This is a genomic window from Kitasatospora sp. NBC_01250 (assembly GCF_036226465.1).
Taxonomy (GTDB): Bacteria; Actinomycetota; Actinomycetes; order Streptomycetales; family Streptomycetaceae; genus Kitasatospora.
Map to the genome: position 1 here is coordinate 3,060,209 of NZ_CP108476.1, position 12,879 is coordinate 3,073,087.

Here is a 12,879-nt window from a genome sequence, read left to right on the forward strand (position 1 = left end):
GGGTCGGCACCGGATATTGACGGCAGGCCTTGCACGAAGCCTTGCCACTGCAATGTCACATCGCTAGCTTGTGTCGCATCGCGTTGGAATCTGATCCCCCACCCATCGGATTCCACTCTCAATCAAACAGGAGCGCCCATGACGCCCCACCGTCACCTGCGGTCGCTGACCCCTCGCACGCTGCTCGGCCGCACCCTGCTCGCCCTCGCCCTCGCGCTGCCCGGCCTGGGCGCGGGCGCCCTGCTCGCCCCGACCCCCGCACACGCGCTGGACAACGGCGTCGCCCTGACCCCGCCGATGGGCTGGGACGACTGGAACACCTTCGGCTGCAACACCAGCGAGGCCCTGGTCAAGGAGACCGCCGACTTCATGGCCTCCTCCGGGCTGCGCGACGCCGGCTACCAGTACGTCAACGTCGACGACTGCTGGCTCTCCCGCAGCCGCGACGCCAACGGCAACCTGGTCGCCGACCCGGCGAAGTTCCCCGACGGCATGGCCGCCACCGCCGCCTACGTGCACAGCAAGGGGCTGAAGTTCGGCCTCTACGAGAGCCCCACCCTGCACACCTGCCAGGGCTTCCCCGGCAGCCTGGACCACGAGCAGCAGGACGCGCGGACCTTCGCCTCCTGGGGCGTGGACTACCTCAAGTACGACAACTGCCTCGCCAGCGACCCCGACCAGCGGGTCGGCGACGAGAAGCTGCCGCTGGAGACCCGCGACGGCTGGATGCGCGACGCGCTGGCCGCCACCGGCCGCCCGATCGTGCTGAGCCTCTCGCTGCAGCCGGCCGCGCAGGGCGAGACCCCCTGGGTCTGGGGCAGGAGCGTGGCCAACCTGTGGCGGATCGACGGCGACCGCGACTCCTCCTTCGCCGGGCTCACCCGGCTGGTGCACGCCGATCTCGACAAGTCCCAGGACGCCGGCCCGGGCGCCTGGAACGACATCGACATGCTCACCACCGGCAACTACGCCGACCCGTCCGCCCAGCTGACCTATGACGAGTCCAAGTCCGAGCTGTCGCTGGCGGCCGTGCTGGCGGCCCCGCTGATCTCCGGCGCCGACCTGCGGGCCGCGGCCACCCCCGCCGACCCGGGCTACCCGATCACCCAGCAGATGCTCGGGCTCTACCTGGACAAGGACGTCATCGCGGTCGACCAGGACGCGCTCGGCGTCCAGGGCACCGAGGTGAGCGGCACCGGCGGCCTCGACGTGCTGCGCCGGCCGCTGGCCGACGGCGACGTGGCGACCGTGCTCTTCAACGAGACCGGTGCCCCGGCCACCATCTCCACCACCGCCTCGGCGCTCGGCCTGCCGTCGGCGGTCGGCGGCTATCGGCTCGACGACCTGTGGGCGCACACCAGCACCGTCAGCCAGGACGGGACCATGTCCGCGAGCGTGCCGCCCGGCGGCTCGGTGATGTACCGGGTCACGCCGTTGAACGTCACCGTCGGCGCCTCGCACCTGCTGGTCTCGCAGTCCTCGGACCGCTGCCTGGACGCCTACGACAACCAGACCGCTCCGGGCACCAAGCTGGAGATCTGGGACTGCAACGGCGGCGCCAACCAGCGCTGGGCGGCCGGCTCCGACGGCGACCTGCGCACCTACGGCGGAACCCAGTGCCTGGGCACGGCCGGCGGCGGCCTCGCCTCGGGCACCCCGGTGACGGTCGAGCCCTGTGACGGCAGCGCCGCGCAGAAGTGGACGGTGAACGGCGACGGCTCGATCACCACGCCGAGCGCCTACGGGCTCTGCCTGGACGTCACCGGCGGCAATCTGCCGTCCGGCAACGTGAACGGCGTCCCGGTCGAGGTCTACTCCTGCAACGGTGGCGCCAACCAGCGCTGGACCCAGCAGTGACCCGCGCCGCCCGACCTGTGCCACTGACCAGCGGCCCTGACCGGCGCCCCTGACCGGCACGGCCGTGATTGACCTCCCTCCGCGCCACGTGGTGGTATTCCGGGGCGCGGAGGGAGAACCAACAGGTGAGCGATGCTACGGACGGCGTGGTGGTCGGGGTCGGTGCGAGCGCCGGAGTGGCCGAGGACGAGGTGCTCACGCTGATCACCGAGGCACTGGCCGCCGCCGGTCTGCCGGCCGCGGCGGTGCGGCGGCTCGCCACCGTCGACGGGCGCCGTGCCGAGCCCGGACTGCTGGGTGCGGCAAGGGCGTTGGGGGTCCCACTGGTCGGTCATCCGGCAGCGGAGCTGGGCGCGGTCGCGGTGCCCAACCCCTCGGCCCGGGTGCTGGCCGCCACCGGGACGGCGAGCGTGGCGGAGGCGGCGGCACTGCTCGGCGGCGGGGAGCTCCTTGTCGGGAAGCGGAAGTCGGGCCGGTCGACGGTGGCCGTCGCGACGCTGCCCGGCGGTCCGCGCGAGCCCGCCGACCCGCAGCCCACCGACCCGCAGCCCACCGGACCGCAGCCCGCCGACCCGCAGCCCGCCACCGAGCCGGACCTGCGCCACCACGGCGACGCCGAGGTCCGCGCCCCGGGCCTGGTCGACCTCGCGGTCAACGTCCGCACCGGCACGCCGCCCAGCTGGCTGCGCACCGCGCTGGCCGAGGCGCTCGGCGACCTCGCCGCCTACCCCGAGCAGACCACCGCCCGCGCCGCCGTCGCCGCCCGGCACGGCCGCCCGGTCGAGGAGGTGCTGCTCACCGCGGGCGCCGCCGAGGCCTTCGTGCTACTGGCCCGCACCCTGCGCCCGCGTCACGCGGTGGTCGTGCACCCGCAGTTCACCGAGCCCGAGGCCGCGCTGCGCGACGCGGGGATCACCGTGCACCGGGCGCTGCTGCGGCCCGAGGACGGCTTCCGGCTCACCGCGGGCGCGGTGCCCGAGGAGGCCGACCTGGTGGTGATCGGCAACCCGACCAACCCGACCTCGGTGCTGCACCCCGCCGCCGGCCTGATCGCCCTGGCCCGGCCCGGGCGCACCCTGGTGGTGGACGAGGCCTTCATGGACACCGTGCCCGGCGAGCCGGCCTCGCTCGCCTCCTTGCGGGAACTGCCCGGCCAGGTCGTGGTGTTGCGCAGCCTCACGAAGACCTGGGGGCTGGCCGGGCTGCGGATCGGCTATCTGCTGGCGCCGCCCGCCCTGGTCGCGGAGCTGGCCCGCAGCCAGCCGCTGTGGCCGGTCTCCAGCCTGGGCCTGCTGGCCGCCGAACTCTGCAGCGCCCCGGCCGCGTTGGCCGAGGCCGAGGCGGCGGCCGGCCGACTCGCCGAGGACCGCGGGTACTTGCTGAAGCGGCTGGCCGAGCTGCCGGGCATCCGGGTGCACGGCGAACCGGCCGCCTCCTTCGTGCTGATCCGGCTGCCCGGCGCCGACGGGGTGCGCGAGCGGCTGCGGGCGGCGGGCTTCGCCGTCCGGCGCGGGGACACCTTCCCGGGGCTGGGCCGGGACTGGCTGCGACTGGCCGTGCGGGACCGGGCCACCGTGGACGCGTTCCGCGCGGCGCTCGCCCAAGCTGTCTGACGGACCGTCAGCCGGACGCGCCGAGCAGCGAGTCGGCGAGCTGGGTGCGCTGGTAGAAGACCGAGCGGCCGGAGCGCTGCGAGGAGACGATGCCGGCCGCCCGCAGCGCGGTGAGGTGCTGGGAGACCCCGGCGGCGGACATCCCGGTGCGGTGCGAGAGTTCGGTGGTGGAGGCCGGGGCGGCCAGCTCGGTGAGCAGCAGGGCGCGCGAGCGGCCGAGCACGGCGGCCACCGCGTCCGGCACCTCGGCACTGGGCTGCTCCCAGAGCATGCCGACGCCCCGGCTCGGGTAGCAGAGCTGGACCACCTCCGTCGGCCGGTTGATCAGCAGCACCGAGGGCCCCACGAAGGCCGAGGGGACCAGCAGCAGCCCGCGCCCGGACAGCGTGCCCTTGTGGTCGCAGGTGTTCTGCGGCAGCCGCAGCACCTCCGAGCACCACTCCACCCGCGCGTCCAGCTCGCCCAGCACGGCCGCCGCGCCCCCGGCGGCGAAGCGCCGCGACTGGTGCAGCACGTCCGCCTCCAGCACGGTGCGCAGCCGCGGCCAGGAGGGGGCGAGCGCGACCTCCCAGTACCGGCGCAGCTCGTCGATCAGCTGCGGCAGGACGGCCGCCGGGTCCTCGTCGAAGGCCCGCACGGCGGGGGTCCAGGGCGCCAGCCGGCCGAGGTCGGCGCGGATCTGCTCGGGGGTGGCGGCGGCCAGCACGGCCAGCTCGCCCTCCAGCGCGAGGTCGGCGCGCGGGCTGGGGGTGAGCGAGGGCGGCGGCGGGTTGAGGAAGTCGGGGATGTAGCCCTGGGCCGGGACCAGGTCGGCCAGCAGAGCGCCGGGCAGGCCGGCGGCGGCCAGCCGCGGCAGCGTCCGGTCGGCCCAGCGCCGGTGCAGCGGGCGGGCGGTGGGCGAGGCGAGCACCCGAAGGCTGGTCACCACCTCCCAGAGCGGCGAGAGCGCCAGTCTGGTGTGGGCCAGGTCGCGGGCCGAAAAGGCCAGTTCGAGCACGGTCTCCCCCTTGGATTCGGCCCTGCCTGAATGAATGGTGCAACTTCGGTGACCCGCGCAGGATTCCCGCCATGACCCCGCACACCACGGCCGTCGAGGCCCCCCTCGACGCTGCCCCCGCCTGGATCCTCCCCTCCGAATCCCTCCCTGTCGAGTCCGTCGCCGTCGCGGCCCTCCCCGACGCGTCCGCCCTGGTCGACGCCGTCTCCACGCCCACCTCCCCTGCCGCGCTGCCGGCCGGGCCCCGCCGAACCGACCGGCTCCGCGCCCGGTTCGGCGGCTTCGGCGGCCCGTTCTGGGTGGTGATCGGCGGCACGGCGGTGAACCGGGTGGGCAACATGGTGCTGCCATTCCTGGTCTTCTTCCTCGGCTCCCGGCACATCGCCACCGACCGGATCCCCTTCGTGCTGGGCGCGCTCGGGCTCGGCGGGCTGCTCGGCCCGGTGCTCGGCGGGCTGCTGACCGACCGCCTCGGCAGCCGCGCCGCGATGGTCACCGGGATGATCGGCACGGCCGCCTCGCAGGGCCTGCTCTTCGCCGCTCCGAACCTGGCCACCCTCACGCTGGCGGCGGTGGCCCTGGGCGCGGCGGGCAGCCTGCACCTGCCCGGCGCCGCCACGCTGGTGGCCGGCGCGACCGGGCCCGAGCGGCGGCGGGTCGCGTTCGGGCTGTTCCACTGGTCGATCAACGTCGGTACGGCGGTGGCGGGTGCGATCGGCGGGTTCCTGGCCGAGCACGGCTACGGGTTGCTCTTCGCGCTCGACGCGGCCACCTGCCTGGGCTACGCCCTGTTGGCGGCCACCCTGCTGCCGCGCTCGGCGGGGCGGGCCGCGGACCGGCGGGCGGCCGCGGACGGCGGCGGCTACCGGGTCGTGCTGCGCGACCGGCTGCTGCTCTCCCTGCTGCTGCCCATCGTGCTGGCCGAAGGCATCTACGCGCAGACCGAGTTCACGCTGCCGCTGGCGATCCGCGACCACGCCCTGCCGGCCACCGTCTTCGGTCTGGCGGCCGTGGTCAACGCGCTGCTGGTGGTGACGCTGCAGCCGATCGCCTCGGTCTGGCTGGTCCGCTTCGACCGGCTCCGGCTCTGGTCGGTGGCCATCGTGCTGGTGAGTGCTGGCGTCGCGCTGACCGGGATCGCGGACAGCGCCTGGGGGTTCGCGCTGACGGTGGTGGTGTGGAGCCTGGGCGAGGTCTTCGCCAGCGGGCTCTACACCTCGATCGTCGCCGACCTGGCACCGGCCGACGCCCAGGGCCGCTACCAGGGCGCCTCGGGGTGGGCCCGCGGTCTGGCCCGGCTCGTCGCCCTGGTGCTGGGCTCGGCGGTCTACGCGGGCCTGGGTCCGGCGGCGCTCTGGTGGAGCTGCGCGGTGCTCGGCCTGGTGGGGGCGGGGCTGCCGCTCCTGCTCTCCCGGGCGGTGCGCGGCCGCACCGCGGCGGCCGCCGGATGAGGGCGCCCGACACCGCTGCCCGGCCACCCACGGGGGGTGGCCGGGCAGCGGTGCGTCAGCAGCTCGGCGGCTGGTCGGGTGCTCAGACCTGGCCGGCCTTCTCCAGCGCGGAGCAGCAGGTGTTGACCAGCAGGCGGGTCACCACGTACGGGTCGACGTTGGCGTTCGGGCGACGGTCCTCGATGTAGCCCTTCTTCTCCACCTCGACCTGCCACGGGATGCGGACCGAGGCACCGCGGTCCGAGACGCCGTAGGAGTAGACGTTCCACGGGGCGGTCTCGTGCTTGCCGGTCAGGCGGGCCTGGATGTCGTCGCCGTACTGGCTGACGTGCTCCAGCACGATGTCCTGGGAGGCGCCGAGCGACTCGCAGGCGGTGATGATCGCGTCGTAGCCCTCGCGCATCGCCTTGGTGGAGAAGTTGGTGTGCGCGCCCGCGCCGTTCCAGTCGCCGCGCACCGGCTTGGCGTCCAGGGTGGCGTCGATGCCGAACTCCTCGGCGGTGCGGTACAGCAGGTAGCGGGCGACCCACAGGTGGTCGGAGGCGGTCAGCGCGTCGACCGGGCCGATCTGGAACTCCCACTGGCCGGGCATGACCTCGGCGTTGATGCCGCAGATCGCCAGGCCCGCGCCCAGGCAGCGGTCCAGGTGCAGCTCGACGATCTCGCGGCCGAAGACCTCCTCGGCGCCGATCCCGCAGTAGTAGCCGCCCTGCGGGGCCGGGAAGCCGCCCTCGGGGAAGCCGAGCGGGCGCGAGCCCTTGAAGAAGGTGTACTCCTGCTCGATACCGAAGATCGACTCCTGCGCGGCGAACCGCTCGGCGATCGGACGCAGCAGGGCGCGGGTGTTGGAGACGTGCGGGGTGCCGTCCGTCTCGTTGACCTCGCAGAGCACCAGGATGTGGTCGCCGCCGCGGATCGGGTCCGGGAAGGAGGCGACCGGCTCGAGCACCCGGTCCGAGGCGTGGCCCTCGGCCTGGTTGGTGGAGGAACCGTCGAAGCCCCAGGTCGGCAGCTTGTCGGCGTTGGCCAGGATCCGAGTCTTGGAGCGGAGCTTGGCGGTCGGCTGCGTGCCGTCGATCCAGATGTACTCGGCCTTGATTGCCACGGCGGTCTACCTCGCATGTCTCGGTGGGTGCCCGCGTAGCGTCGCAAGCCGCCGTTTCCCCGTTGTTCCTCTTGTGTAACCAGCATGTGAACCGACTGTCCGAAGTGACACCCTCACAGTGCGAAGGTGTCACCAACCGGACGGACGGCCGCGCTGACCGGCGCTCGTCCGGATCGTCGCAGCTCAGCGGCGGTGCGCGGCCCGACGACGGCGGGCCAGCAGGACGGTGGCCACCCCGACCACCACCAGCGCACTGCCGCCGGCGAGCGCCGGGATGGTGCCGGCCGCGCCGGTGAAGGCAAGGCCGGAGGCCTTCGAGGTCCCGCCGGACGCCACGCTCGGGGCCGGGTTGCCGGAGGCGGCCGCGCTCGGGGCACCCGAGCCGCCGACGCCGAGCTGGGCAACGGGCTCACCGCTCACCGGCACCCCGGCGCCACCGGAGCCGCCGGAGCTGCCGGAGCCGCCGGTGCTCGCCGGGCCACCCGCCGACGGCGCGCCCGTGGAGGCGCCCACCGACGGACCGCCCGAGGACCCGGCCCCCGCCGGCCCGGACCCGGACGGCGCGGCGGACGGGGTGGACGGGGTGGACGGGTTGGACGAGTCCGAGGGGCCCGCGGACGGCGCGCTCACCGAGGCGGGCGCGGACGGCGCGGACGAGCCGGACGGCGCCCCGCCCGCCCCGGTCGGCTTCTGGCAGCTCACCGACGCCACCGTGACCGTCCCCGTCACCTTGGCGACGTTGAGGTTCAGCGGGTTCAGGGCCACCCGCACGGTGAGCGCGGCAGCCGCCGCAGAGGTGGAGGTGGTGCTGCGTGGCGAGAAGTCGATGTCGACCTCGCCGACCCCGGGCACACTCACCTGGGTCGTCCCGTCCAGCTTCAAGGTGACCGAGTGGCCCAGCACGGTGAGCTTGGCGGGCGAGGTCACCGTGGCGGTCGGCTGGCCGTCCACCGGGCAGCTCACCGAGCTGCCGAGCGCCTGCAGTCCGAGCAGCGCGCTGCCGGGCAGACCGGGGACGTTCACGTTGGCGTTGACCAACTGGACAGCGGCGCTGGCGCCTTGGGCGTCGACATGGGTGACCGACTTGCCGACCTCGGCCCGCACCAGGTCGATCGGCCCGGACTGCCCGACCCCGGCGACGTCCGCGGTGAGCATCGCGCCGTTCGCCTCGGCCGGGGACTGCACCTTGTTCAGCGCGACGTCCACCGGCACGTCCACCGCATTGTTCAACAGGCTGACGTCGAGGCTGAGTTCGGCGGTCACCGCACTGGCCCGACCAGTGTCGGGGGTGGCGGCGAAGGCCGGGACCGGCAGCGCCGCGAGGGCGGTGGCGGCCAGCACGACGGCGGCGCGGCGGTGGACGGGACGGGCAGCGGACAGCACGGTGGAACCCCCACGGAGTACGGAACTTGAGCCGGGCACGGAGACGGCACCGGCTGCGGAATCCCGTCATCCTCGGGGCGGTTCAACCGTCCCGAGGGCAACTACCGCCCCTGGTTCACTCATTGGAGTGAACCAGGCCCACTTCACCCACTGGCGTGGGTGATCTTGCTGGTGTTGACGAAGAGACCGGCGAACGCGGCCACCGACGCGGTCAGCGCCGGCACGGCGTCCGGATGCCGCGGGTCGACCAGGACGGCCAGGCCGGCCGAGCCGGCCGCGAGCAGCGCACAGGTCGCCAGGCCGCTCCAGACCGGCTGCCGCACCGTGTGGCCGGGGTTGATCACCGCGCCGAGCAGCGCGGCCACCAGGCCGGGGGCGGTCTGTGCCATGCTGGGCAGCTGGGAGTTGCCGTCCCAGCCGAGCACGCCCAGGAAGACCATCAGCAGGCCGAACCCGACCGCCGCCAGCACGGCCGCCGGCCCGGACGGCACCGGCTGCGCGGGCTGACCGGCCGCGGGCTGAGCAGCCCCGGCGGGCTCCTTGGTCAGTTGCGCAGCCTGCGTGGACTGCGCAGCCTGCGTGGGCTCAGCAGGCGTCGCCATCAGGAGAGCCGCCAATCCACCGGCTGAGCCCCCTGCTGCACCAGCAGCTCGTTGGCCCGGCTGAACGGCCGCGAGCCGAAGAAGCCGCGGTCCGCCGACATCGGGCTCGGGTGCGCCGACTCGATGGCCGGCAGCGAGCCCAGCAGCGGACGCAGGTTGCGCGCGTCCCGCCCCCACAGGATCGCCACCAGCGGCGTGCCGCGGGCCACCAGCGCCCGGATCGCCTGCTCGGTGACCTGCTCCCAGCCCTTGCCCCGGTGCGCGGCCGGCTTGCCGGGCGCGGTGGTCAGCGCCCGGTTGAGCAGCAGCACGCCCTGCCGGGTCCACGGCGTCAGATCGCCGTTGGCGGGCGGCGGGAAGCCGAGGTCCTGGCCGTACTCGCGGTAGATGTTGATCAGGCTGCCCGGGATCGGCCGCACCTGCGGCGCCACCGAGAAGCTCAGCCCCACCGCGTGGCCCGGCGTCGGGTACGGGTCCTGACCCATGATCAGGACTCTCACCTGGTCGAACGGCTGCTGGAAGGCGCGCAGCACGTCGGGCCCGGCCGGCAGGTAGGTGCGCCCGGCGGCCAGCTCGCCGCGCAGGAACTCACCCATGGCGGTGACCTGCCCGGCCACCGGTTGCAGGGCCTGGGCCCAGCCTGGTTCGACGATCTCATGCAGAGGACGCGGTGCCATGGCATCACCCTATCGGCCCAAGGCAGCCCGCCACGAGGGCGCCTGGCGGCCCGGCCCAGGTCAGCGCCCCGGCGAGGCAACCCGGTGCGGCGCCCCGGCACGGCAACCCGGCTCGGCAACCCGGAGGGCAGCCCGGTGCGGCGGCTCAGCCCAACGGCCGGCCGCGCAGCACCACCAGCTGCGGGTCGGCCAGCACCCGCACGTCCGCGCGCGGGTCCTCGGCGTAGACCACCAGGTCGGCCGGTGCCCCCTCGCTCAGCGCGTCCCGGCCGAGCCAGGCCCGCGCTCCCCAACTGGCCGCCGAGAGCGCCTCGGTGGCGCTCAGCCCGGCCTTGACCAGCTCGGCCACCTCGGCCGCGACCAGGCCGTGGGCCAGCGAGCCGCCCGCGTCGGTGCCGACGTAGATCGGCACGCCCGCGTCGTGCGCGGCGCCCACCGTGTCGTAGCGGCGCTCGTGCAGGCGGCGCAGGTGGGCCGCCCAGGCGGGGAACTTGGCCTCGCCGCCGGCCGCCAGGCTCGGGAAGGTCGCGATGTTGACCAGCGTCGGCACGATCGCCACCGAGCGCTCGGCGAAGACCGGGATCAACTCCTCGGTCAGGCCGGTGGCGTGCTCGACGCAGTCGATGCCGGCCGCCAGCAGGTCGGGCAGCGACTCGGCCGCAAAGCAGTGCGCGGTGACCCGCGCGCCCTCGGCGTGCGCCGCCGCGATCGCCTCGCGCAGCGCGTCGCCGGGCCAGCAGGCGGCCAGGTCGCCGCGCTCGCGGTCGATCCAGTCGCCGACCAGCTTGACCCAGCCGTCACCGCGGCGGGCCTCCTGGACCACGTAGGCGGTCAGATCGCCGGGCTCGATCTCGTGCGCGTAATTGCGCAGATAGCGGCGGGTGCGGGCGATGTGCCGGCCGGCCCGGATGATTTTCGGCAGGTCCTCGCGCTCGTCGATCCAGCGGGTGTCGGCGGCCGAGCCGGCGTCGCGGATCAGCAGGGTGCCCGCGCCGAGATCGGTCAGTGCCTGCTTCTCGCTGGTCGCCTCGTCCACCGCGCCGTGCGCGTCCAGGCCGACGTGGCAGTGCGCGTCCACCAGGCCGGGCAGCACCCAGCCGTGCACCGTGCGGACGTCGCGGGCGCCCGCGGGCCGCTGGTAGGTCACCCGGCCGTCGAGCACCCAGAGTTCGTCCCGGACCTCGTCGGGGCCGACCAGCACCCGGCCCGTGATGTGCAGCACCGCGCCATCCGTCATGGCGGCACTCTATCGCAGCCACTTTATGACTTCGATCGTCAATTGTCGTCATCTTTATTACCCCTATTCTCCCCCACCTATTTTGGCAATCTCGGACACATCAGCAGAAATAGCGGGAAGCCTTGGGAATCGATCTCGACAGATCGATTGACTCGGCATGACTGACGTGATTGACTCCCTTCACCGCAAGGCCTCGCACCTCCCGAGCACCTCCCCGAGCATCGCCCGCGCACCACCCGAGCAAGCTCCCGCGCACCGCCCAGCGCCACACCCCAGACCCGGTCCGGGGCCGCCATCCGCCCGGCCGCCCCCGACCGCCGGCTCACCGCCCGCCGACGTGCGCGATGCCGTCACCGCCGGTGAGCCCCCGCAACCCGGGGCCGAGCGACCACATCCCCCGGTCGCCCGGCCCCGGGCGCGGCCACCGAGGCTGCCTCCCACGGTCCGACCCCTCACCACGAGCCGCGCCCCGGCCACCTTGACCACCCCGACCGCGCGAGAGCAACCACGACGACCGAGTGAGGACCCGCGATGACCAGCTCCCCCGCCCTGTCCGGCGCCGACCTGTCGAGAGCGGCCACCGGGGCCGCCGCCGCCCTGCGAGCCGCGCTCGCCGGAGAGGTCCTGATGGCCGCCGACCCCGGTTACCGGGAGGCCCGGCAGCTCTGGAACGCCGCGGTGGACCACCGGCCCGCGGTGCTCGCCCGCTGCACCGGCGAGCCGGACGTGGTGGCCGCGGTGCGGATCGCCCGCGAGCATGGTCTGCCGCTCTCGGTGCGCGGCGGCGGCCACGACTGGGCCGGGCGCGCGCTGCGCGAGGGCGGGGTGGTGCTCGACCTGTCCGGGCTGCGCGAGGTGACGGTGGATCCGGCGAGCGGCACCGCCGAGGTGCAGGGCGGGGTACGGGCCGGGGACGTGATCGGCGCGGCACAGGCGCACGGCTTCGCGCCGGTGACCGGCACGGTCAAGGCGGTCGGCGTGACGGGGCTGACCCTGGGCGGCGGTTACGGGCTGCTCGCCGGTGCGCACGGGCTGGCCTGCGACAACCTGCTGAGCGCCCGGGTGGTGCTGGCCGACGGCCGCGCGGTGACCGCGAGCCCCGAGGAGAACCCGGACCTGTTCTGGGCGCTGCGCGGCGGCGGCGGCAACTTCGGCGTGCTGACCTCGCTGCGCCTCCGGGTGCACCCGCTCACCACGGTGACCAGCGGCCTGCTGCTCTACCCGCTGGAGCGGGCGGCAGCCGTGCTGCGCCACCACGCCGAGATCGTCGCCGAGGCGCCGGACGAACTCACCGTGATGGCGGGCTTCTTCGCGGTGCCGGACGCCGAGCCGCTGGCCTTCCTGCTGCCGCTCTGGGCCGGCGAGCCGGCCGCCGCCGCACCCTGGGCCTCACTGCTGGCGAAGCTGGGCGGCGCGGTGGCCGGGGAGTTCACCCAGGTGCCCTACCTCCAGGTGGCCGGCCTCTTCGACGACAGCGTCGCGAACGGCCGGCACACCGAGATGCGCACCCGCTGGCTGCCCGCGCTGGGCGAGGAGTCCATCGCCGTGCTGACCGAGGCCGCCGCCCGGATGGCGGCGCCGTACTCCGGGATCTTCCTGCACCACTTCCACGGCGCGGCGAGCCGGGTGCCGCCGGCCGACACCGCCTTCGGACTGCGCCAGGACCACCTGCTGGTGGAGATCGCGGCCTCCTGGGCGCCGGGCGACATCGCGGGCGAGGCGCACCGGCAGTGGGCCCGCCGGCTCTCCGCGGACCTGGCCGGGCACGCGCTGCCGGGCGGCTACCCCAACCTGATGGGCGCGGACGAGAGCGAGCGCGCGCTGCTCGGCTTCGGGGCCAACGCCGAGCGGCTGCTGGCCGTCAAGCGCCGCTTCGACCCGGCGGCCGTCTTCTCCGGCGTGCCCGCCCTGCCGGCCGGCAACGGCTGACACCACCTCCGCACCGGCCGAACCGGAG

The 12,879-nt window shown here is 74.6% G+C and carries 10 protein-coding genes; 4 read left to right on the forward strand and 6 right to left on the reverse strand.

Annotated features, from left to right (window positions below; translation table 11 throughout):
* Window positions 1–138: 138 nt before the first annotated feature.
* A complete protein-coding gene (locus OG500_RS12295; protein ID WP_329579713.1) occupies window positions 139–1,857 on the forward strand; it encodes a glycoside hydrolase family 27 protein in 1,719 nt (572 codons plus the stop codon).
* Window positions 1,858–1,982: 125 nt separating this feature from the next.
* Window positions 1,983–3,470, forward strand: coding sequence for an Rv2231c family pyridoxal phosphate-dependent protein CobC (gene cobC, locus OG500_RS12300; protein ID WP_329579716.1), 1,488 nt, complete (start codon window positions 1,983–1,985; stop codon window positions 3,468–3,470).
* A gap of 7 nt (window positions 3,471–3,477) precedes the next feature.
* On the opposite strand, the gene OG500_RS12305 is transcribed toward cobC, so the two are convergent.
* Window positions 3,478–4,467: an ArsR/SmtB family transcription factor gene (locus tag OG500_RS12305; RefSeq protein WP_329579718.1), complete on the reverse strand. Its 990-nt coding sequence runs from the start codon at window positions 4,465–4,467 to the stop codon at window positions 3,478–3,480.
* Between the two features lie 71 nt (window positions 4,468–4,538).
* Between OG500_RS12305 and OG500_RS12310 the strand changes: the two genes are divergently transcribed.
* Window positions 4,539–5,918, forward strand: a complete 1,380-nt coding sequence (locus tag OG500_RS12310; RefSeq protein ID WP_327066608.1) for an MFS transporter — start codon at window positions 4,539–4,541, stop codon at window positions 5,916–5,918.
* Between the two features lie 82 nt (window positions 5,919–6,000).
* Here the strand turns inward: OG500_RS12310 and glnII are convergent, their stop codons facing one another.
* From glnII to OG500_RS12335, 5 genes are all read right to left on the reverse strand, one after another.
* Window positions 6,001–7,023: a glutamine synthetase gene (gene glnII, locus OG500_RS12315; RefSeq protein ID WP_327066609.1), complete on the reverse strand. Its 1,023-nt coding sequence runs from the start codon at window positions 7,021–7,023 to the stop codon at window positions 6,001–6,003.
* A 183-nt stretch (window positions 7,024–7,206) separates the two neighbouring features.
* Window positions 7,207–8,406, reverse strand: a complete 1,200-nt coding sequence (locus OG500_RS12320; protein ID WP_329579723.1) for an SCO1860 family LAETG-anchored protein — start codon at window positions 8,404–8,406, stop codon at window positions 7,207–7,209.
* 143 nt (window positions 8,407–8,549) lie between these two features.
* A complete protein-coding gene (locus OG500_RS12325; RefSeq protein ID WP_329579725.1) occupies window positions 8,550–9,008 on the reverse strand; it encodes a hypothetical protein in 459 nt (152 codons plus the stop codon).
* Entirely contained in the window at window positions 9,008–9,685 is a 678-nt protein-coding gene (locus OG500_RS12330; protein ID WP_327066612.1) for a uracil-DNA glycosylase, read from the reverse strand. Before OG500_RS12330 ends, OG500_RS12325 begins: the two co-directional genes overlap by 1 nt.
* Before the next feature lie 145 nt (window positions 9,686–9,830).
* Window positions 9,831–10,922: an amidohydrolase family protein gene (locus OG500_RS12335; RefSeq protein WP_327066613.1), complete on the reverse strand. Its 1,092-nt coding sequence runs from the start codon at window positions 10,920–10,922 to the stop codon at window positions 9,831–9,833.
* A 531-nt stretch (window positions 10,923–11,453) separates the two neighbouring features.
* On the opposite strand from OG500_RS12335, the gene OG500_RS12340 reads away from it, so the two are divergent.
* The gene (locus OG500_RS12340; RefSeq protein WP_329579730.1) at window positions 11,454–12,851 is read left to right on the forward strand and encodes an FAD-binding oxidoreductase; all 1,398 of its coding nucleotides are present in this window, start codon (window positions 11,454–11,456) and stop codon (window positions 12,849–12,851) included.
* Window positions 12,852–12,879: the final 28 nt, after the last annotated feature.